At 66.8% G+C, this 19,100-nt stretch carries 18 protein-coding genes; 10 read left to right on the top strand and 8 right to left on the bottom strand.

Annotation, left to right across the window (positions count from 1 at the left end; all coding sequences use genetic code 11):
- The first annotated feature begins 117 nt into the window (after positions 1 to 117).
- The 4 genes from pdhA to ACOABP_RS27060 all read left to right on the top strand — a co-directional run bounded on the left by pdhA (position 118) and on the right by ACOABP_RS27060 (position 4,148).
- A complete protein-coding gene (gene pdhA / locus ACOABP_RS27075; RefSeq protein ID WP_474228815.1) occupies positions 118 to 1,209 on the top strand; it encodes a pyruvate dehydrogenase (acetyl-transferring) E1 component subunit alpha in 1,092 nt (363 codons plus the stop codon).
- Entirely contained in the window at positions 1,202 to 2,182 is a 981-nt protein-coding gene (locus ACOABP_RS27070; RefSeq protein WP_474228814.1) for an alpha-ketoacid dehydrogenase subunit beta, read from the top strand. The genes pdhA and ACOABP_RS27070 overlap by 8 nt, the downstream gene beginning before the upstream one ends.
- A gap of 23 nt (positions 2,183 to 2,205) precedes the next feature.
- Complete coding sequence (locus ACOABP_RS27065) at positions 2,206 to 3,339, top strand: dihydrolipoamide acetyltransferase family protein (protein ID WP_474228812.1); 1,134 nt, start codon at positions 2,206 to 2,208, stop codon at positions 3,337 to 3,339.
- Between the two features lie 152 nt (positions 3,340 to 3,491).
- On the top strand, positions 3,492 to 4,148 hold the full coding sequence (locus ACOABP_RS27060) for a peroxiredoxin (protein ID WP_474228811.1): 657 nt from the start codon (positions 3,492 to 3,494) through the stop codon (positions 4,146 to 4,148).
- A 387-nt stretch (positions 4,149 to 4,535) separates the two neighbouring features.
- Here the strand turns inward: ACOABP_RS27060 and ACOABP_RS27055 are convergent, their stop codons facing one another.
- Positions 4,536 to 5,498 (bottom strand): chemotaxis protein, encoded by a 963-nt coding sequence (locus ACOABP_RS27055; protein WP_066741359.1) that lies wholly within the window; start codon positions 5,496 to 5,498, stop codon positions 4,536 to 4,538.
- A gap of 478 nt (positions 5,499 to 5,976) precedes the next feature.
- Here ACOABP_RS27055 and ACOABP_RS27050 point away from each other — a divergent pair, with 478 nt between their 5' ends.
- Positions 5,977 to 7,359, top strand: a complete 1,383-nt coding sequence (locus ACOABP_RS27050) for an NCS2 family permease (RefSeq protein ID WP_474228809.1) — start codon at positions 5,977 to 5,979, stop codon at positions 7,357 to 7,359.
- A gap of 144 nt (positions 7,360 to 7,503) precedes the next feature.
- Here the strand turns inward: ACOABP_RS27050 and ACOABP_RS27045 are convergent, their stop codons facing one another.
- Positions 7,504 to 7,968, bottom strand: coding sequence for a hypothetical protein (locus ACOABP_RS27045; protein WP_474228808.1), 465 nt, complete (start codon positions 7,966 to 7,968; stop codon positions 7,504 to 7,506).
- A 114-nt stretch (positions 7,969 to 8,082) separates the two neighbouring features.
- Here ACOABP_RS27045 and ACOABP_RS27040 point away from each other — a divergent pair, with 114 nt between their 5' ends.
- Positions 8,083 to 8,400: an H-NS histone family protein gene (locus ACOABP_RS27040; protein WP_474228807.1), complete on the top strand. Its 318-nt coding sequence runs from the start codon at positions 8,083 to 8,085 to the stop codon at positions 8,398 to 8,400.
- A 28-nt stretch (positions 8,401 to 8,428) separates the two neighbouring features.
- On the opposite strand, the gene ACOABP_RS27035 is transcribed toward ACOABP_RS27040, so the two are convergent.
- Complete coding sequence (locus ACOABP_RS27035) at positions 8,429 to 9,016, bottom strand: hypothetical protein (protein WP_474228806.1); 588 nt, start codon at positions 9,014 to 9,016, stop codon at positions 8,429 to 8,431.
- 259 nt (positions 9,017 to 9,275) lie between these two features.
- The gene (locus tag ACOABP_RS27030; RefSeq protein ID WP_474228805.1) at positions 9,276 to 10,205 is read right to left on the bottom strand and encodes a LysR family transcriptional regulator; all 930 of its coding nucleotides are present in this window, start codon (positions 10,203 to 10,205) and stop codon (positions 9,276 to 9,278) included.
- Positions 10,206 to 10,335: 130 nt separating this feature from the next.
- Between ACOABP_RS27030 and ACOABP_RS27025 the strand changes: the two genes are divergently transcribed.
- Both ACOABP_RS27025 and ahbB read left to right on the top strand, forming a co-directional pair.
- Complete coding sequence (locus ACOABP_RS27025; RefSeq protein ID WP_474228803.1) at positions 10,336 to 11,568, top strand: MFS transporter; 1,233 nt, start codon at positions 10,336 to 10,338, stop codon at positions 11,566 to 11,568.
- A 157-nt stretch (positions 11,569 to 11,725) separates the two neighbouring features.
- On the top strand, positions 11,726 to 12,724 hold the full coding sequence (ahbB, locus tag ACOABP_RS27020; protein WP_474230574.1) for a siroheme decarboxylase subunit beta: 999 nt from the start codon (positions 11,726 to 11,728) through the stop codon (positions 12,722 to 12,724).
- Between the two features lie 6 nt (positions 12,725 to 12,730).
- Here ahbB and ubiT read toward each other — a convergent pair whose 3' ends face one another.
- The 4 genes from ubiT to ACOABP_RS27000 form a co-directional block, all read right to left on the bottom strand.
- Positions 12,731 to 13,183, bottom strand: coding sequence for a ubiquinone anaerobic biosynthesis accessory factor UbiT (gene ubiT / locus ACOABP_RS27015; RefSeq protein ID WP_474228801.1), 453 nt, complete (start codon positions 13,181 to 13,183; stop codon positions 12,731 to 12,733).
- Positions 13,180 to 14,106: a U32 family peptidase gene (locus ACOABP_RS27010; RefSeq protein ID WP_474228799.1), complete on the bottom strand. Its 927-nt coding sequence runs from the start codon at positions 14,104 to 14,106 to the stop codon at positions 13,180 to 13,182. Before ACOABP_RS27010 ends, ubiT begins: the two co-directional genes overlap by 4 nt.
- A gap of 69 nt (positions 14,107 to 14,175) precedes the next feature.
- Positions 14,176 to 15,204, bottom strand: coding sequence for a ubiquinone anaerobic biosynthesis protein UbiU (gene ubiU / locus ACOABP_RS27005; protein ID WP_474228798.1), 1,029 nt, complete (start codon positions 15,202 to 15,204; stop codon positions 14,176 to 14,178).
- Between the two features lie 86 nt (positions 15,205 to 15,290).
- On the bottom strand, positions 15,291 to 16,139 hold the full coding sequence (locus tag ACOABP_RS27000; protein ID WP_474228797.1) for an IclR family transcriptional regulator: 849 nt from the start codon (positions 16,137 to 16,139) through the stop codon (positions 15,291 to 15,293).
- A gap of 212 nt (positions 16,140 to 16,351) precedes the next feature.
- On the opposite strand from ACOABP_RS27000, the gene ACOABP_RS26995 reads away from it, so the two are divergent.
- Both ACOABP_RS26995 and ACOABP_RS26990 read left to right on the top strand, forming a co-directional pair.
- A complete protein-coding gene (locus tag ACOABP_RS26995; protein WP_474228796.1) occupies positions 16,352 to 17,800 on the top strand; it encodes an NAD-dependent succinate-semialdehyde dehydrogenase in 1,449 nt (482 codons plus the stop codon).
- Between the two features lie 81 nt (positions 17,801 to 17,881).
- On the top strand, positions 17,882 to 19,039 hold the full coding sequence (locus ACOABP_RS26990) for an iron-containing alcohol dehydrogenase (protein WP_474228795.1): 1,158 nt from the start codon (positions 17,882 to 17,884) through the stop codon (positions 19,037 to 19,039).
- The last annotated feature ends 61 nt before the right edge of the window (positions 19,040 to 19,100 follow it).

Below are 19,100 nucleotides of genomic sequence, written 5' to 3'. Positions count from 1 at the left end.
TGACGCCGTGCGCCACCGCACGCCCCATCCCCTGTTCCGTGCCCTATAGTCGAAGGCAGCAGCGTCCACAAGATGCTGCGCCGCACAGGACACAGCGAACCACAAGGGGACCACCACATGGGCACTGTTGCGCGCTTTGACATCGGCTTTACCCGCTACCTCTCCCCCGAGGGCACGCCCGCCCCGGATCTTCCCGCCTTCGCCCGCGACCCGGCCGCCCTGCTGCCGCTGTATCGCGCCATGGTGCTCACCCGGCAGTTCGACCTCAAGGCCATCGCCATGCAGCGTACGGGCCAGATCGGCACGTTTGCATCGGCGCTGGGCCAGGAGGCCATCGGCGTCGGGGTTGCCACGGCCATGCGGCCCGACGACGTACTGATACCGTCCTATCGCGACCATGCCGCGCAGTTTGTGCGCGGCGTCACGATGACGGAGAGCCTGCTGTACTGGGGTGGCGACGAACGGGGCAGCGGATTTGCGGCAGTGCCGCACGACTTCGGCAATTGCGTGCCCATTGGCACGCAGGTCGGCCATGCGGCCGGCGTGGCCTATGCATTCAAGCTGCGCCGGCAGCCGCGCGTGGCGGTCTGCATCATAGGTGACGGCGGCACGTCCAACGGGGCGTTCTACGAAGGCATGAACATGGCCGGCGCATGGCAGGCGCCGCTGGTGATCGTCATCAACAACAACCAATGGGCCATCTCGATGCCACGTGCCAGGCAGACGGCGGCCGCCACGCTGGCGCAGAAGGCTGTCGCCGCCGGCATTCCCGGCGAGCAGGTGGACGGCAACGACGTGATTGCCGTGCGCGAGCGCGTGGGCGACGCCATCGAACGTGCGCGCGACGGCGCCGGCCCGGCGCTGATCGAGGCCGTAACCTACCGGCTGGGCGACCACACCACGGCCGACGATGCGTCGCGCTATCGAGACGACACCACGGTCAAGGAAGCCTGGCAGCACGAGCCCGTCAAACGGTTGCGCGACTACCTGGCAAGCGTGGGCGCCTGGGACGCCGGGCATGAGGAAGCGCTGATCCGCGAATGCCAGGAGGCCGTGGGCGCCGCCGTCGAGGCCTACCTGCAGCTGCCCCACCCCGATGTCTCGGCGATGTTCGATTGCCTCTACGAGACGCTGCCGGCCGCGATGGCCGAGCAGCTCGATACCGCGCAACGCTACGCCGCACTGCACCGGGAGACCGATCATGGCTGAACTGCATATGGTGGAGGCGGTCAACCTGGCGCTGGCCCATGCGCTGGAGCACGACCCCGACGTGGTGCTGCTGGGCGAGGACATCGGCGTCAACGGCGGCGTGTTCCGCTCGACGGTCGGCCTGCAGCAGCGCTTTGGCGAGGCGCGCGTCATCGACACGCCACTGGCCGAGGGCGGCATCGTCGGCGCGGCCATCGGCATGGCGGCGATGGGGCTCAAGCCGGTGGCCGAGATCCAGTTCGCCGGCTTTATCTATCCGGCCATCGACAACATCCTGAACCACGCCGGGCACCTGCGGCATCGCACGCGCGGCCGGCTCAGCTGCCCGCTGGTGGTACGTGCGCCCAGCGGGGCCGGCATCCACGCGCCCGAGCACCATTCCGAAAGCCCCGAGGCGCTGTTCGCGCATATCCCGGGGCTACGCGTGGTCATGCCATCGTCGCCGGCCCGCGCCTATGGCCTGCTGCTGGCCGCCATCCGCGACCCCGATCCCGTGATCTTCTTCGAGCCAACCCGGCTCTATCGCCTGTTCCGGCAGGAGGTGGAGGACACCGGCGAGGCGCTGCCGCTCGATGCCTGCTTCACGCTGCGCGACGGCACGGATATCACATTGGTCAGCTGGGGCGCCATGGTGCAGGAAACCCTGGCCGCCGCCGACCAGCTGGCCGACGATGGCATCTCTGCCGCCGTGATCGACGTCGCCACGCTCAAGCCACTGGACATGGAGACCATCCTGGAATCGGTGGCACAGAGCGGCCGCTGCGTGATCGTGCACGAGGCCCCGCGCACGGCCGGTGTCGGGGCCGAGATCGCCGCGAACCTGGCCGATGCCGGGCTCTATTCGCTCAGCGCGCCGGTGCAGCGCGTGACCGGCTACGACACCGTGGTGCCGCTGGCACGGCTGGAGCACAGCTACCTGCCGTCGGTGGCGCAGATCGTGGATGCGGCGCGGCGCGCGCTCGACGCCGGCTAGGCACAGCCAACCAGGAGACAACGATGCGGATCTTCAAGCTGCCCGACCTGGGCGAAGGCCTGCAGGAAGCCGAGATCGTGACGTGGCACGTGAAACCCGGCGATACCATCCAGGCCGACCAGCCGCTGCTGTCGGTGGAAACCGCCAAGGCCATCGTCGAAATCCCGTCGCCGTTCGGCGGGCAGGTGGCGAAGCTGTTCGCGCAGCCCGGCGACATCGTCCACCTGGGCGCCCCGCTGGTGGGCTTCGAGGGCGCCGGCGCGGCCGACGATGCGGGCACCGTGGTCGGCAACGTCAAGGTGGGCACCCACGTGGTGCGCGAAGGCGAGACGCGCGTGGGGGCCACCGGCATCCAGGGCGGCCATGGCCTCAAGGCCACGCCCGCGGTGCGCGCGCTGGCGCGCAAGCTGTCGGTGGACCTTGCCATGGTGACGCCATCGGGCCGCGACGGCGTGATCACCGCCACCGACGTGCAGCGGGTCGCCACGACGCTGGCCGAGATCGGCCCCGCCGAAGTGGTGCGCGGCGTGCGGCGTGCCATGGCCCAGAACATGGCGCGGGCGCAAAGCGAGGTTGCGGCGGCCACGGTCATGGACGACGCCGACCTGCACGCCTGGCAAACCGTGGGCAGCACGGCCAGCGGGCATGACATCACGATCCGCCTGGTGCGGGCACTGGTGGCCGGGGTGCGGGCCGAGCCCGCGCTGAATGCCTGGTACGAAGGCCGCACCGGCCGGCGCCACCTGCTCGAACGCATCGATGTGGGCATTGCTGCGGACCTGCCCGAAGGGCTGTTCGTGCCGGTGCTGCGCAACGTGGGCAAGCGCGATGCCGCCGATTTGCGCAACGGGCTGGACCGCATGCGGGCCGACATCAAGGCGCGCACCATCGCCCCGGAGGAAATGCGCGGCAATACCATCACGCTGTCTAACTTCGGCATGATTGCCGGCCGCTATGCCGCACCGATCGTGGTGCCGCCCACGGTAGCCATCCTGGGCGCCGGCCGCATCCGTGACGAAGTGGTGGCCGCCGGCGGCCAGCCCGCCGTGCATCGCGTGATGCCGCTGTCGCTGACGTTCGACCACCGCGTGGTCACTGGCGGCGAGGCGGCGCGCTTCCTGCGGGCGGTCATCGTCGACCTTGAGCGTCCGGACTAGGGAGTGACGCACGCGATACCGGGCACCTTCCGCCATCGGCAGGAGCGCATTCGTCACCGGCTGTTCCTATACTGGATAGCCCCGGCGCGACGGCCACCGCGCGTGCCGGACCTCCCATCCATCACTGCATTCCACCCTGAAGGAGCCAGACCATGGCCATCCGCATTGGCGAGACCGCCCCGGATTTCACCGCAGAGACCACCGAGGGCAAGATCAACTTCCACGAATGGATCGGCGACAGCTGGGCCATCCTGTTCTCGCATCCGAAGGATTTCACGCCGGTCTGCACCACCGAACTGGGCTACATGGCCAAGCTGAAGCCCGAGTTCGACAAGCGCAATACCAAGATCATCGGCCTGTCGATCGACCCCGTGGGCGACCATTCGCGCTGGGCCAAGGACATCGAGGAAACGCAGGGCACCGCCGTGAACTACCCGATGATCGGCGACCACGACCTGGCGGTAGCCAAGCTCTACGACATGATCCACCCCGAGGCCAGCGGCAGCGGCCCGCGCACCGCCGTGGACAACGCCACGATCCGCTCGGTGTTCTGGATCGGCCCTGACAAGAAGATCAAGGCCATGCTGGTCTATCCCATGAGCGCCGGCCGCAATTTCGACGAGGTACTGCGCCTGCTCGATTCGCTGCAGCTCAACGCCAGGCACGCGGTGGCCACGCCCGTGAACTGGAAACCCGGCGACGACGTGATTATCCCCACCTCGGTTTCCGATGAAGATGCCAAGAAAAAATATCCGGACGGATTCAAGACGCTGAAGCCGTATCTGCGTACGGTGGCGCAACCGAAGTAAATCACGCCGACTAACTCATCCGGATGAGTACCCGGTGCGGTATACCTGTTTGAGTTAGTCCATCTGGCCTGTGGAACTATCCACAGGTTGCGTGGATAATCGCCCTCTTGACAGCCCGCAAACCCGCGCCAGCATTGAGGGGAGCTGGACTGCCTTTTTTTTGGGCAAACGTCGTTGCGGGGGATTTATTGCCTTCGGCGGCGATTTATGCAGGGCGCCGCAGGACATGAAGAAGAGGCTCCCCTCTCCTACTTGAGAGAGAGCGGTTGGGGCAGAAGGGATGGCCGCTCAAGATGCGGCCTGTTGCAATTCGAATTGCTGCGCCCGCTTCCCCGGCCCCTCTCCCGTTTCGCGGGAGAGGGGAGAATCAAGCATGCGCCGGCGTGCTTACGGATGCCGCGCCAGCACGCCGCGGATCGTATCGGCCAGGTCCTTTGCCAGGAACTTCGACACGTAGGCGTCTGCGCCCACCTTGCGGACGTGTTCCTCGCTGGCCTCGCCCGACAGCGACGAGTGGATGATCACGGGCAGCGACTTCAGCCGTGCATCGGCCTTGATCTTGCGCGTCAGCGTGAAGCCGTCCATCTCGGGCATTTCCAGGTCGGTCAGCACCAGCGCCACTTCGTCGCGGATCGGCCGGCCCTGGCTGGCCGTCAGTTCGGCGATCTGTCCCAGCATCTCCCAGGCTTCCTGCCCGGTCTTGGTCATCACCACCTGCACGCCCATCGCCTTCAGGCCATTTTCGATCAGGCCGCGCGCCAGCGCCGAGTCGTCGGCACACAGGATCTTGCTGCCCGGACGCAGGTTCAGTTGCGGGCCCACCGTGGCGGGGTCGACGTCCGGCTGGCGGGTCGGCAGTACGTCGCGCAGGATCTGCTCGACATCCAGCACCTGCACCAGGCGCGGGTTGTCGCCGCCGACATCGAGCTTGGCGATGCTGGTCACCAGCCCGCCCTTGACGCTGTTCTCGGCCGAGATCACCTGGCTCCAGTCCAGTCGTACGATCTCCTCGACGGCCTCGACCGCAAAGCCCTGGGTCGAACGTGCATACTCGGTCACCAGCATGATGTTCAGGCCCGACTTCGGCGAGCATTCCAGCAGGCGCGGCAGGTCGATGACCGGAATCACCTGGCCGCGGATATCGGCCATGCCCAGGATCGATGGCTCGGCCCCCACCACCGTGGTGACCGGCGGCATGACCAGGATTTCCCGGACCTTGAAAACGTTGATGCCGAACAGTTCGGACTGTCCGCTATGCGTCGCATCGCCAAGTCGGAACAACAGCAACTCGAACTGGTTGTTGTTGGTCAGGTTGGTGCGCTCGTCGATGTCTCTCATCGCGCTGGTCATGCTCTGGCTCCGCTTCGGCTCGGTATGTGTGGATATGGGTGTTGCCATGGGGCTATCGGCGCCCCTGCCGTGACCTTTAGCCCGACATGCGCCACCGGCGCCCGTTGTGACGCATTGGTGGCCTCCGTGGCTGCACTTTTGGGCCGATACAGTGTGCCGGCAGGCCATTGAGGGAAATCCCTGAGCCGTTCCAGGCACCGGCCAGCCGTGGTTATTCGGTCGCCGGCATGTTCCGCATGTCGCACCAATGATGAACATGGCGGATGGCTCGCCTACCTTTGAGCCTCGCCGGATCCCGCCCGTCAGAGGCAGCGGACCGGCACCCGGCCAGAGTGGCCGGACACCGAGGAACGAGACACCCGCACCCCTTGCCGATGCCAACGGGAACTCCGCCCTCGCACACCCGGAACCACGTGAGACAAGGCTGACGCCCGATCCGTACGCGGACGCGCGCAGCGCCCCAGCAAGGAGACAGACCATGATCGAACAGCCGTATCCGTCCGTAACGGACGTGGACGCTGCGCCGCCGCAGGCCAGCGGCAAGCTCGACCAGTATTTCGAGATCAGTTCACGCGGCAGCACGCAGCGCCGCGAGGTGCTGGCTGGCGTCACCACCTTCATGGCGATGGTCTATGCCGTGTTTGTCGTGCCCGGCATGCTGGGCAAGGCCGGCTTCGACACCAGCGCCGTGTTCGTGGCCGTCTGCCTGACCACGGCATTCGGCTCGCTGCTGATGGGTCTGTGGGCCAAGCTGCCGATTGCCATCGGCTGTGCCATTTCGCTGACGGCCTTCATGGCCTTCGGCCTGGTGCTGGGCCAGAAGCTGTCGCCCGCGGTGGCGCTTGGCGCGGTATTCCTGATGGGCGTGGTGTTCACGGCCATCTCGGTTACCGGCGTGCGCTCGTGGATCCTGCGCAACCTGCCCGCTGGCGTGGCACACGGCGCGGGCATCGGCATCGGCCTGTTCCTGCTGCTGATCGCATCCAATGACGTGGGCCTGGTGGTGAAGAACCCTGGCCCCGGACTGCCGGTAGCGCTGGGCCACATCACGGCGTTCCCGGTGATGATGTCCGTGCTGGGCCTGGCCGCGATCTTCGGCCTGGAGCGCCGCCGCGTGCCGGGCGGCATCCTGCTGGTGATCGTCGCGATCTCCGCACTGGGCCTGTTGTTCGACCCGGCCGTGAAGTACACCGGCGTGTTCGCGCTGCCGTCGCTGTCCGCACCGGGCCACGCGTCGCTGATCGGCGCCATGGACATTCGCGGCGCGCTGTCGGCCGCCGTGCTGCCCAGCGTGCTGGCACTGGTGATGACCGCGGTCTTCGACGCCACCGGCACGATCCGCGCCGTGGCCGGCCAGGCCAACCAGCTAGACGCCACGGGTCGCATTCACAACGGTGGCCGCGCACTGACCGCCGACTCGGTCAGTTCGATCTTCTCGGCATTCTTTGGCGGCGCACCGGCTGCGGCGTATATCGAATCCACCGTTGGCGTCGCCGCTGGCGCACGCACCGGCCTGGCTGCCGTGACCGTCGGCCTGCTGTTCCTGGCTGTGATGTTCTTCTCGCCGCTGGCCGGACTGGTGCCGTCGTATGCCACGGCGCCCGCGCTGATGTACGTGGGCCTGCTGATGCTGTCCAGCGTGTCGCGCCTGCACATGGATGACATGGTCGACTCGCTGTCCGGCCTGGTCTGCGCCGTGTTCATCGTGCTGACCTGCAATATCGTCACCGGCATCATGCTCGGCTTCTGCACGCTGGTTATCGGCCGCATCGTCGCGGGCGAATGGCGCAAGCTCAATGTCGGCACGGTGGCCATTGCAGTGGCGCTGGCCGCTTTCTATGCAGGAGGCTGGGCCATCTGACAGAAGGCCACGCGCCGATTACCCGATAGCATGCCGTCGACGGTCGATTGCCATCGATTGCCACGACGGCAGCAACGAAGTCTCCTCCACCTGGGATAACCGGTGGATTTCCTGGCCCCCGGGACTTTCCCCCGGGGGCTTTTTTTAATGGCGCGGCGCGCGTGCCATGCCTGTCCCATCGGCGCGCAAATCCAGGCTGCGGTTAATCGGCCTGCATTTCGGGAATCGAGTTTTGCTTTCCTGTTGTCGGCCCCACTTGGTCAGGCCCATTTGGCAGAAAGGTCCCGATTCCGGCTCCCGAAAGCATGACAAAAATATCAATGCTGACAACAATGAAAGTTGCCGGCCGCGCCACGCACGAATTCGGAACGGTTGCCACAGTCTTCGCCAGGTAAAAATCGCCTTCGATTTTTCAAGACGGCATATCGGCGGATTTACGAATATCCGGCGCCACAAGGTTGCTTCCGATTGCCGATTCTGGTTAGGATGCGGACCTGCGCCACTGGCAAAACACCGAGCCGGTGCCAAAGCAATCAGGAACAATCCGATAAAAAGCGGGATGGCATGCTGACATGGCGCCAACCCGGTCACGATTTTGTCGCGCTTCACGTTTGAATTCGCGTTTGAATCGTGCTTTTTCGGATAATTCTTGTAATATTTTTGTTATGCGGATCGCATTGCAGCCGTACGCAACGCGCCGCCAATCTGAACGGGGATCCAGAAATGCCAACTTACAAGCAACTGCTGGCTGAAAAAGAAGCACTGGAAGCAAAGCTCAGCGAAGTGCGCGCCAATGAGGTGGCCAGCGTGGTCGAGCAGATTCGCCAACTGATGGCCGATTATGATCTGACCGTCGAAGATATCGCCCCGAAACGCCGTCGCGGTCGTCCGGCCGGTAGTGGCGCGGCACGCAAGCCGGCGGCGGCGGCACTGCCGCCCAAGTATCGCGACCCGAAGACCGGCAAGACCTGGTCGGGCCGCGGCCGCGCACCGGCATGGCTGGGCAAGCGCCCCGAGCGCTTCCTGATCGAACAGGCCTGATCCCGGATCGATTCGCGGGGCGCGCCGCCTAGCGCGTCCCCGTTCCTGCCCCGACCCCTGCCTTTGATACTCCCCCTGCTCCGGCGTCGCACAGGTATTCCGGCCTCAGCGCCCTGAACCCCTGCTGCGTGGGCTCCTGCACCACCGTTGCACCCCCTTCCGCATCCGGCTGCAGCCGCAGCACGCGCGCCGTGCATTGCGTCGCGGCGTCGTCGCGCATATACCGGATTTCATATTGCCCGCTGGCCTGCGGGACGAACGACACCCCTGCCGCACAGCGCGCATCGTCGGCCGGCGGCGCGGCGTACGACGTCACCGCGACATAGATTCGCTTGCCCGGCAGGACCTTGCGCTCGCGCGTGCGCGACGGCGGCTCCGGCGGAATGCCGACCATGTCCAGCGTCGAGTCGCGCCCCATCGATGCCAGCTGCTTGCCCATGCCGGCCAGCACCTGCGGACGCGGCGACGGACACTTCGCCGGGTCCAGCACGTTGAACGTCGTCCGGTCGTCGGTGCTGGTCATCAGGCGTACGCTGGCATAGGGCACGCCTGACGGAACGCGGTAATATGACACGCAGCCCCCCAGCGGCAAGGCCAGGGCGACGGCAACAGGCACGGCGGCAAGCGGAATCCTGCACATAGCGGACGCGAAGCTGACAGTTAACCGAGGTTGGTGCCAGAGCATAGCCTTTCAACGGCCGCGCGGACGTGGGCTGGACCACGCTGGGGATATCCACAGTTTCTGTGGATATCCTGCCATTCCAACCCGCCGAGGCCCAGTCTGTGCGGCATCGCACCGGACTGCCCAAGAATTAGGCAACCGCCCCGCCGCACAAACCGCTCCCTGACACACGGCCGCAACAAAGGACTCTAGGTCAGGTTCGCGCCGAACCCAAGTCCGGCATGCCGGGCGGCGCCACGCTCCAGTGCTCGGCCAGGAAATCCACGAACGCCCGCACACGCGGCGGCACCAGCCGGCGCTGCGGCATCACCGCGTAGATGCCCGTGACGGCAATGGGATGGTCGGGCAGTACCTGCACCAGCCGGCCCGCCCGCAGGTCATCGCAGACATGCCAGGTGGAATGCATGGCGATCCCGAATCCCGCCAGCGCCGCATCGGCCAGCAGCTCGCCGGTATTGGCCTCGACCCTGCCGCGCACCCGGACCGCGATCTCGCCGCCCTTGCCATCGTCGAAACGCCAGACATCCGACCGCCCCTGCGCACCGACCAGGACCAGGCACTGATGCCGGGCCAGGTCCTGCGGGGTCGTGGGCCAGCCGTGCTCGCGCAGGTAGCCGGGCGACGCGCATAGCAGACGCTGGTTGTCCGCCAGCTTGCGGGCCACCAGCGTGGAATCCTCGAGCGATCCGATGCGGATGGCGAGGTCGAAGCCGCTGCTGACCAGATCGAGCACGTGGTCGGTCAGGTGGACGCTGACGTTGACCCCGGGATAGCGGCGCAGGAATTCCGTCAGCAGCGGCGATACGTACTGGCGCCCGAACGACGCCGAGGTGGTCACGCGCAGCGTGCCCGTGATGCCGGACCCGGACTGCCGCAACGAGCCCGACAGCGCCTCCAGGTCTTCCACCAGCGCCCGCCCCTGCTCGGCCAGCACTGCGCCTTCCGGCGTAGCGTGCAGGCGGCGCGTGGTGCGATGCAGCAACCGGACCCCCAGATCGCGCTCCAGCCGCTGCAGGCGCTGGCTGGCCACCGCCACCGAGATGTCCAGGCTGCGCGCTGCCGCGCTGATCGACCCTTGGTCCAGCACCCGCAGAAATAGTCCGATGTCTGCAATGCGATCCATGATTCTCAACAAAGTCTTGAAACTGATTATGGATATTGCCCGTTTTTCAGAAGATGGAAAAGGCCGACACTGCGGCCTTTCCCGCCATCCAACCGTCGGCCATGAGCCGGCTCCCACTGGAGAAATTGCCATGGCTGCGCCCCCTTCCACCCCCAACGCCGGCCCGCGCACGCGGATGCCCGCGGCCCTGTATGCCCTGACCGCCGGATCCTTCGGCATCGGTTGCGCGGAATTCGTCATCATGGGTCTGCTGCTGCAGGTGTCGGCCGACCTTGGCGTGACCATCGCCTCGGCCGGCATGCTGGTGTCGGGCTATGCGCTTGGCGTCTTTGCCGGCGCGCCCGTGCTGACGCTGCTGACCCGCCGCATGCCCCGCAAGGCGGTACTGATGGCGCTGATGATCATCTACACCGTCGGCAATGCCGCCTGCGCGCTGGCGCCCGACTACACCACGCTGATGATTGCCCGCGTGGTGACGTCGCTCACGCACGGCACGTTCTTTGGCGTCGGCGCCGTGGTCGCCACGGGCCTGGTGCCGGCCAACCGTCGTGCTTCGGCCATTTCGGTGATGTTCTCGGGGCTGACGCTGGCGACGCTGCTCGGCATGCCGGCCGGTGCGTGGCTGGGCCTGCAGTTCGGCTGGCGTTCGACGTTCTGGGCCATGACGGCAATCGGGCTGGTGTCGCTGACGGTGATCGCGCTGCTGGTGAAGACCAGCCGTGACGACACCGCACCCGTGCGGCTGGTCGACGAACTGAAGACCATCGGCCGCCCGCAGGTCCTGCTGGGACTGCTGATGACCGTGCTGCAGGCGCTTGGCACTTTCGCCGTCATCACCTATATCCAGCCGCTGCTGACGCGCGTCACGGGCTTTGCCGAAAGCGCGGTATCGCCGATTCTGCTGCTGTTTGGCGGCGGCATGATCATCGGCAATATCCTCGGCGGACGCATGGCCGACCGCCGGCCCACCGGCGCCCTGCTTGGCGCGCTGCTGGCGCTGACGGTGGTGCTGGCGAGCATGACGCTGTCGGTGCACAACCATACGGCAGTCGTGGTCTTTGTCGGCGTGCTGGGCATCGCGGCCTTCTCGACGGTGTCGCCGCTGCAGTTGCGCGTGCTGCGCCACGCCCAGGGCGCGGGCCAGAACCTGGCGTCGAGCTTCAACATCGCGGCCTTCAATCTGGGCAACGGACTCGGCGCATGGCTGGGTGGCACGGTGGTGGACCACGGGCCCGGCCTGCAGGCCCTGCCATGGATCGCGGCCATCGCCCCGTTGGCGGCGCTGGGCATCGCCCTGCTGGCCGTGCGCATGGAGCGCAGCGCATCGGGCAAACCCGGGGCGTACCATCTCGATCCGGCTTGATAACCGTCAACAAGGTCGCGACCGAACTTCACGATCATGCCCGCATGCTGCGGGCGTGCTCCGGTTCGTCGCAATACATGGCGCCTGCGCATCGACCCTGTGCACCCCTTTCGCACAGTTCCGATAGCAAAACACCCCGCTCGCCATGTACGACGCCATGTTCGACGAAAACGACCTCTACAACCGCATCCAGGACGACTTCCCGCTTCACATGCGGCCCTACCAGGCCGCTGGCGAAGCCTTCGATCTTTCGGAGCACGCCCTGCTCAGCCTGCTGGCCCGCGACGTCGGCAACGGGCGCATCAGCCGCATCGGCGCCGTCTTTGCGCCCAACACCATCGGCGCCAGCACCGTGGCCGCGTTGTCGATACCGCTGGCACGCATCGACCGCGTGGTCGAGCGCATCAACGGTGATCCCGATATCAGCCAGAGCCATGCACGCGAGGGCCATCGCTACAACCTCTGGTTCGTGGCCGGCGCGCGAGACCGTCCCACGCTCGACGGCGTGCTGGCCCGCCTTGCCAACGATATCGGCCAGCGGCCCATCGACCTGCCCCTGGAACGCGAATACCGCACCGACCTGGGCCTGCCGCTGGGCGTGACCCGCAGCGCGCGCCGCGCACCGCTGCAGCCGTTACAGGTGTTGAATACCCCGGTACGGCCCGATCTCGATGAAGCAGACTGGCGGCTGGCCGCCGCGCTGGAGTCCGGCCTGACGCTGACACCGCAGCCGTATCACGCGCTGGCGCGGCGTACCGGACTGGCACTGTCGGAAACGCTGGCACGGCTGGCAAGATGGCGCAGCGCGGGCGTGATCCGCCGCTTTGGCGCCATCCTGCGGCATCGCCCCTTTGGCTATACCCACAATGTGATGTGTGTCTGGAACGTGCCCGATGCACGTGTGGATGCGGTCGGCCTGCGGCTCGCCCATGTGCCGCAGGTCACCATGTGTTTCCGGCGCACGCGCCGGCTACCCGCGTGGCAGTACAACCTGTTTGCGATGATCCACGCCCGCAGCGCCAATGAACTGCACAACACGCTGGCGCGCTTCGACTCCGTGGGCGGGCTGGCCGACGCGCCGTGCGCGGTGCTGCAGGCCAACCAGTGCTACAAGCAGCGCGGCACCCGCTTCGGGGGCGCCATGCCCGAGTTCTGATTCGGTTCAGGCGCCGCGCGGCTCGGGGAACAGCAGCGACAGCCGCTGCGCGAGTGCGCCCAGCCACTCGGGCCGCGGCGCTGCATCGAGCCAATACTTGACTTCAAGCCCCAGCGCCGTGTCGCCGCGAATCGACAGACGGCGCTGGAAAAACAGCGTATCGGTGTCGGCATCGCCGCTGATCAGCCGCAGATAGCTCAGCGCCGCCGCGTGCAGCGTCAGGTCGGTTTCCCGGCCATCGAACGGGCCCGGCAGGAAGCGGCCATTGGCACACTGGAAGCGCACCTCCAGCCCCACATCGTCAACCGTCAGCGAAAACGTGCGGCCATCCAGCGCGGCCGGCGGCTCCATCCAGCCTGCGCGACGCATGGCCTCCAGTGCCACGACCAGCGGTGCGGCGCGCATCGGCGCGGGCATATGCCGATGCACGCGCGTCATCATCGATTTCAGTATCGTCATGCGGCAGCCCCTTCCTGCGACAGCCAGTGAATGCCCGGCTTGCCGCTCCAGTAACCATTGCTCGGTGCCGCACCAGCCGGCATCACGGCACCTGGCGAAGCCGCGCGTTCTCCGCGTCGGATCGCATCGAGATGGGCAATCACTTCGAACGTACCCGTGGCATGCGGACTGATACGGGCGTATTCGATGCCGGCCGCGGCCATCTGCGGCACCTGCGCGCACAGATCAAGGCAGGTGGCCGACTGCGTCTGGATGCCGTTGAGCGTAAAGAAGTCCTGGCCTTCGCCGGTCGTGGCCACAAGGCCGTCGGGATACTCGATGCAGCGGAATTCGCAGGCGTCCTTGCGCAGCCGGTGATGCCGCGCCGTAAAGCAGCGCGCCGAAAACGCCAGCGGCATGCGCCCCCAGACCATCGCCTCCAGCGCCAGCCCCGCCGGGCGGGCCGCAGCCAGTGCCGCCATCGTCGTGCCATCCATCTCCACCGGCACCACGCAGCCCTGCGCGCCCAGTCCGGCCAGCCAGGCCAGCGTGTCGGCGTGATAGACATTCAGGTGCGGGCCACCGATAAAGGGGCGCCCGGCCATGCCATGCACGGCGCCCAGGTCGTTGGCCTCCACGAGAAAGTCCTCCTGTGCGCAGACCCGGCGCATCACCGCGATATCGCTGTCCGACTCGACCAGCACCGGCGTGGACAGCACCACCTGCTTGCCGGCATCGCGCAGCATCTGCGCCACCTCGATCCAGTCGGCCAGGCGCATCTCGTGCCGGCGTGTGCAGACGGCCTCGCCCAGATAGACGCGCTCGACCGCCGTATCGGCGATCGATGCATAGAACTCCAGCACCGTCGCGCGCGGCCAGTAGTACAACAGCGGACCGAGCGCGATGCGGATCGGCCCGGGATTCAGTGAGGTAGTTGTTGCCATGTTGGAACTGGAATTGGGCAGGTATTCGGTGAGAGCGGAAAGGCGGTGCCAGTCCGCCGGAACAAGGGATTACCGCCAGGGACGGTCGTAGGCGCCCTGCGTCACCTGGTCGCCCTCGGCATGGCGGCCGAGCGTGGCCTGCCAGTCCTGGCGCGGGACAAACCGTTTAGGGTCGCGGCAGGCGTCGTCGATGGCGGCGCGCAGCACGCCCACCACGTCGGCCACATAGCGCGGGCTGCGCTGGCGCCCTTCGATCTTGATGGCCGCGATGCCGATATCGATCAACGACGGCAGCAGCGACACCGCATTGAGGCTGGTGGGCTCCTCCAGCACGTAGCCGCGTTCGTCCTCCACCGTGAACCGGCCCTTGCACAGCGTGGGATAGCCGGCCGGCTCGCCCGGGGCATAGCTGTCGATCAGGATGCCCGACAGCCGCGCGTGCATCGTGCCCTCCTGCTCGTCCCAACGCACGGCATGGGCCGGCGAGCAGACGCCCTTGTTATTGGGCGAATCGCCCGTGGCGTACGACGACAGCAGGCAGCGGCCCTCGGCCATCACACACAGGCTGCCAAAACCGAAGACCTCCAGTTCGACGTCGGTCTGTTTGGCCAGCCGCGCGATCTGGGGCACGGACAGCACCCGGGGCAGCACCACGCGGCGGATGCCGAACTGTTCGCGCATCAGTTCGATGGCGTCGGCATGCGTGGCGGAACCCTGTACGGAAAGATGGATGCGCAGCGACGGGTGCCGCCTGGCGGCGTAGGCGATCAACCCGGCATCGGCCATGATCACCGCGTCGGCACCCAGGGCGGCAGCGGCATCCACGGCGTGGTGCCAGCGCTCGACATGGCCCATCTGGGCAAACGTGTTGATGGCAAACAGCACCTCGGCGCCGCGCGCGTGCGCTTCGGCCACGCCGGTGCGGATATCGTCCTCGCTGAAGTTCAGGCCACCAAAGTTGCGTGCGTTGGTGGCATCGCGCAGGCCCAGGTAGACCGCGTCGGCGCCATGCTGGAGCGCCATGCGCAGCGCCGCCAGCGATCCGGCCGGCGCTACCAGTTGGGGGCGGCGAACGGGGTTCGCCGTAGATTGTGTCATCGCGTGATGATCCGGGAAGGGGAACTCCCGGATGCTAGCGATTCAACGAGAATGGGCCTTTGACCCTACGCAAACGTTGAGAGGGATCAACGCGCCGCCGACGCAATCTGCGTTGCCGATGCCGGCGCGCCCAGCCTGGCCGACAGCCGGTCGGCCAGCGCGCGTACCTGCTGGCCGATGCGCTCGCCAGTGGCGGCGTCGATCTCGCTGGTCAGGTAGCTGACTGCAATGGCACCGGTCGCACGGGCCGACTGGGCATCGAACACAGGCGCGCCGAAGCAGGTCATGCCTTCGCGCATCTGGCCGTTGTCGACCGAATAGCCCACCGCGCGCACCTGCTGCAATTCGTCGGTCAGCGCCGCTGCCGAAGCCACGCTCGCGCGCGTGAGCGGCGGCGGCAGGCCATCGGCAAACAGCCGCTGCACATCGGCCGCAGCCATCGTGCTGAGCATGGCCTTGCCCGTGGCCGTGTAGGGCGCCGGCAGGCGCATGCCGATACGGAAGGTCACGCCCAGCGGACGGTCGCCGTTCTGGCAGGCCAGATAGACCACTTCGTCACCTTCGAGCATCGACAACGTGACCGTGGCGTCGTGGAACGCGTCGGTCTCGTCCCACAGCGCGCGAAATTCCTCGGTGATCTGTGTCTGGGCCAGGAATGCGCTGGCCCAGGTCATGACGTGCGGCCCGAGCGCCATCGCCCCGCCGGGCGTCCGCTTGACCAGCTGCAGCTGGACAAGCGTGTCGCACATGCCATGCAGCGAACTCTTGGGTGCCCCGGTCAGCCGGGTCAGGTCGGCCAGCGTCAGCGGATCGGGCGACGCGGCGATGGCATCCAGCACCTGCACGGCCCGCACCACGGCGGGCGACGTGGGCCGGTTCCCGGCACTGCCGGGGGCGTCGGGGTCGGCAGAAGTGGCGTAGGCGGATTTCGGCATGGGCAGTTTTCAACTGTGACGGGCGAGGCAAACGGCGCGAACCTGAGCCGTACGGCCCACCGCCAGCGGAACACCGGCCACTACTGGCGGTCTCCCCGGCATGGGCGTATGATCTGAACATCGTTCGACATACGGAATATAGTTCAATCTATTGAACACAAGCAAGCCCTTTGATGGGTGCGCCTGTATTCGTGACTTCGGGGAAATTTGCCATGCAACTCAAGGATGCTTCACTGTTTCGCCAACAGGCTTATGTGGATGGCCAATGGTTGTCCGCCGATTCGGGCGCCACGTTCGACGTGACCGACCCGGCCACGGGCGAGGTTATCGCCAGGGTGGCCGACCTGGGCGCGGCCGAGACCGAGCGTGCGGTAGCCGCCGCCGAAGTGGCCCAGAAAAGCTGGGCCGCACTGACCGGCAAGGCGCGCGCCAATATCCTGCGCCGCTGGTTTGACCTGATGGTGGCCAATACCGACGATCTGGCCTATCTGATGACCCGCGAGCAAGGCAAGCCGCTGGCCGAAGCCAAGGGCGAGATCGCCTACGCGGCCAGCTTTATCGAATGGTTCGCCGAGGAAGCCAAGCGCGTGGACGGCGAGGTGCTAGCCACCCCCGCCGCCGACAAGCGCCTGGTCACGCTGCGCCAGCCGGTGGGCGTCTGCGCCGCCATCACGCCCTGGAACTTCCCGGCCGCGATGATTACCCGCAAGGTGGCGCCGGCACTGGCCGCCGGCTGCGCCATCGTCATCAAGCCCGCCGAACTGACGCCGTTGTCCGCGTTCGCCCTGGCCGAACTGGCCCACCGTGCCGGCGTGCCGGCCGGCGTGCTGCAGGTGGTGACAGGCGACGCCAGGACCATTGGCGCCGTGCTGACGGGCAGCCCCATCGTGCGCAAGCTGTCGTTCACGGGATCGACCGAAGTGGGCCGCATCCTGATGGCGCAGTCGGCGCCCACGGTGAAGCGCCTGTCGCTGGAACTGGGCGGCAACGCGCCATTCATCGTCTTTGACGACGCCGACGTGGATGCCGCCGTGGAAGGCGCCATCGCGGCCAAGTACCGCAATGGCGGACAGACCTGCGTCTGCGCCAACCGCTTCTATATCCAGGACGGCATCTACGATGCCTTCGCCGCCAAGTTCGCCGAACGCACCAGCCAGCTGCGCGTGGGCAATGGCCTGGAAGATGGCGTCGTGATCGGGCCACTGATCGAGGACGCGGCCATCGACAAGGTGGTGTCGCTGATGGACGACGCCACATCGAAGGGTGCCCGCGTACTGACCGGCGGCGGCAGGCACAAGCTGGGCGGCACGTTCTACACGCCTACCGTGATCACGGGCGCCACGGCCGAGATGCGCGTGGCGCGCGAGGAAATCTTCGGGCCGGTGGCCCCGTTGTTCCGCTTCAAGACCGACGAAGAGGCCGTGGCCGCCGCCAACGACACCGAATTCGGCCTGGCCGCCTATCTCTACACCCGCGATATCGCCCGCGCGTGGCGTACCGGCGAGGCGCTGGAATACGGCATGGTCGGCCTCAACACCGGCCTGATCTCGAACGAGGTGGCGCCGTTCGGCGGCATCAAGCAATCTGGCGTGGGCCGCGAAGGCTCGCGCCATGGCATCGAGGAATACCTCGAGATCAAGTATCTTTGCCTGCAGATGTAGGATTGCTTCTGGCTTGACGCCCCCTCTCCCCCGCGCGGGAGAGGGCGGAACACCTGACAAGACACATATACCGGAGACACCATGAACCCGTTCCGCTTCCAGACCGTGCCGACGGTCATCGTCGAATCCGGCGCGGCGCGCCGCCTGGGCGTGCTGCTGCGCGAAGCGTTTCCGCAGGCGCGGCGCCTGTGCGTCGTCACCGATGGCTTCCTGGCAAAGAGCGGGCTGCTGGCACCGGCGCTGGAAGACCTGGGCAAGCACGACTGGCAGGTGACCGTGATCGACGATGTCGTGGCCGATCCGCCCGAGCATATCGTGCTGGAAGCCACCGAACGCGCCCGCCAGGCCGATGCCGAAGTCGTGCTGGGCCTGGGCGGCGGATCGTCGATGGATGTTGCCAAGCTGATCGCCGTGCTGCTGCCGGCCACGCAGTCCATCAAGGACATGTACGGCGTGAAGAAGGTCACCGGCACGCGCCTGCCGCTGGTGCAGATGCCCACCACGGCGGGCACCGGCTCCGAAGTCACGGCCGTATCGATCGTGACCACGGGCGAGACCACCAAGATGGGCGTGGTGGCGCCGCAGCTGTTTGCCGACCTGGCCATCCTCGACGCGGAACTGACACTGGGCCTGCCGCGTGGCGCCACGGCCGCAACCGGTATCGATGCGATGGTCCATGCCATCGAGGCCTACACCAGCGCGCATCTGAAGAACCCGGTGTCCGACATGCTGGCCGTGCGGGCGCTGCAACTGCTGTCGCAGAACCTGATGCGCGCGTGCGACAACGGCCACGACCTGGCCGCACGCGAGGCCATGCTGCTCGGCGCGATGTTCGCGGGCCAGTCGTTCGCCAACTCGCCGGTGGCCGCGGTGCACGCGCTGGCCTATCCGATTGGCGGCATTTTCCACGTAGCGCACGGCCTGTCCAACGCGCTGGTGCTGCCGCACGTGATGAAGTTCAACGCGCCGGCCGCCTGCAAGCGGTACGCCGAGCTGTGTGACGTGGTGCTGCCCGGCACCACCGGCAGCGACGAGACCAAGACCGCCGCGCTGATCGCGCATATCGAGGGCCTGGTCGAAGCCACCGGCATTCCGCGCACGCTGCGCGACGTGGGCGTCAAGGAGCCGGACCTGAGCCGGCTGGCCAGCGATGCAATGCTGCAGACGCGCCTGCTCGTCAACAATCCGCGCGAGGTCACCGAGGCCGACGCCTTCGCCGTCTACAGCGCCGCGTTCTGATGACGCATGCCCGGCGCCGCCGGGCCCTGGCGTCGTCTACGTTGGCGTCGTCTAATTCCTA

It is taken from the genome of Cupriavidus sp. HE11 (genome assembly GCF_056097175.1).
This window is presented reverse-complemented; position numbering and strand designations above follow the sequence as displayed.

What these genes read in the sequence shown, in the direction of transcription:
- ahbB (WP_474230574.1), top strand. Translation starts at nt 11,726, where the DNA reads ATGTTCGACGAAAACGACCTCTACAACCGCATCCAGGACGACTTCCCG.
- ubiT (WP_474228801.1), bottom strand. Translation starts at nt 13,183, where the DNA reads ATGACGATACTGAAATCGATGATGACGCGCGTGCATCGGCATATGCCC.
- ACOABP_RS26990 (WP_474228795.1), top strand. Translation starts at nt 17,882, where the DNA reads ATGAACCCGTTCCGCTTCCAGACCGTGCCGACGGTCATCGTCGAATCC.
- ACOABP_RS27065 (WP_474228812.1), top strand. Translation starts at nt 2,206, where the DNA reads ATGCGGATCTTCAAGCTGCCCGACCTGGGCGAAGGCCTGCAGGAAGCC.
- ACOABP_RS27050 (WP_474228809.1), top strand. Translation starts at nt 5,977, where the DNA reads ATGATCGAACAGCCGTATCCGTCCGTAACGGACGTGGACGCTGCGCCG.
- pdhA (WP_474228815.1), top strand. Translation starts at nt 118, where the DNA reads ATGGGCACTGTTGCGCGCTTTGACATCGGCTTTACCCGCTACCTCTCC.
- ACOABP_RS27055 (WP_066741359.1), bottom strand. Translation starts at nt 5,498, where the DNA reads ATGACCAGCGCGATGAGAGACATCGACGAGCGCACCAACCTGACCAAC.
- ubiU (WP_474228798.1), bottom strand. Translation starts at nt 15,204, where the DNA reads ATGACACAATCTACGGCGAACCCCGTTCGCCGCCCCCAACTGGTAGCG.
- ACOABP_RS27070 (WP_474228814.1), top strand. Translation starts at nt 1,202, where the DNA reads ATGGCTGAACTGCATATGGTGGAGGCGGTCAACCTGGCGCTGGCCCAT.
- ACOABP_RS26995 (WP_474228796.1), top strand. Translation starts at nt 16,352, where the DNA reads ATGCAACTCAAGGATGCTTCACTGTTTCGCCAACAGGCTTATGTGGAT.
- ACOABP_RS27030 (WP_474228805.1), bottom strand. Translation starts at nt 10,205, where the DNA reads ATGGATCGCATTGCAGACATCGGACTATTTCTGCGGGTGCTGGACCAA.
- ACOABP_RS27000 (WP_474228797.1), bottom strand. Translation starts at nt 16,139, where the DNA reads ATGCCGAAATCCGCCTACGCCACTTCTGCCGACCCCGACGCCCCCGGC.
- ACOABP_RS27025 (WP_474228803.1), top strand. Translation starts at nt 10,336, where the DNA reads ATGGCTGCGCCCCCTTCCACCCCCAACGCCGGCCCGCGCACGCGGATG.
- ACOABP_RS27060 (WP_474228811.1), top strand. Translation starts at nt 3,492, where the DNA reads ATGGCCATCCGCATTGGCGAGACCGCCCCGGATTTCACCGCAGAGACC.
- ACOABP_RS27040 (WP_474228807.1), top strand. Translation starts at nt 8,083, where the DNA reads ATGCCAACTTACAAGCAACTGCTGGCTGAAAAAGAAGCACTGGAAGCA.
- ACOABP_RS27010 (WP_474228799.1), bottom strand. Translation starts at nt 14,106, where the DNA reads ATGGCAACAACTACCTCACTGAATCCCGGGCCGATCCGCATCGCGCTC.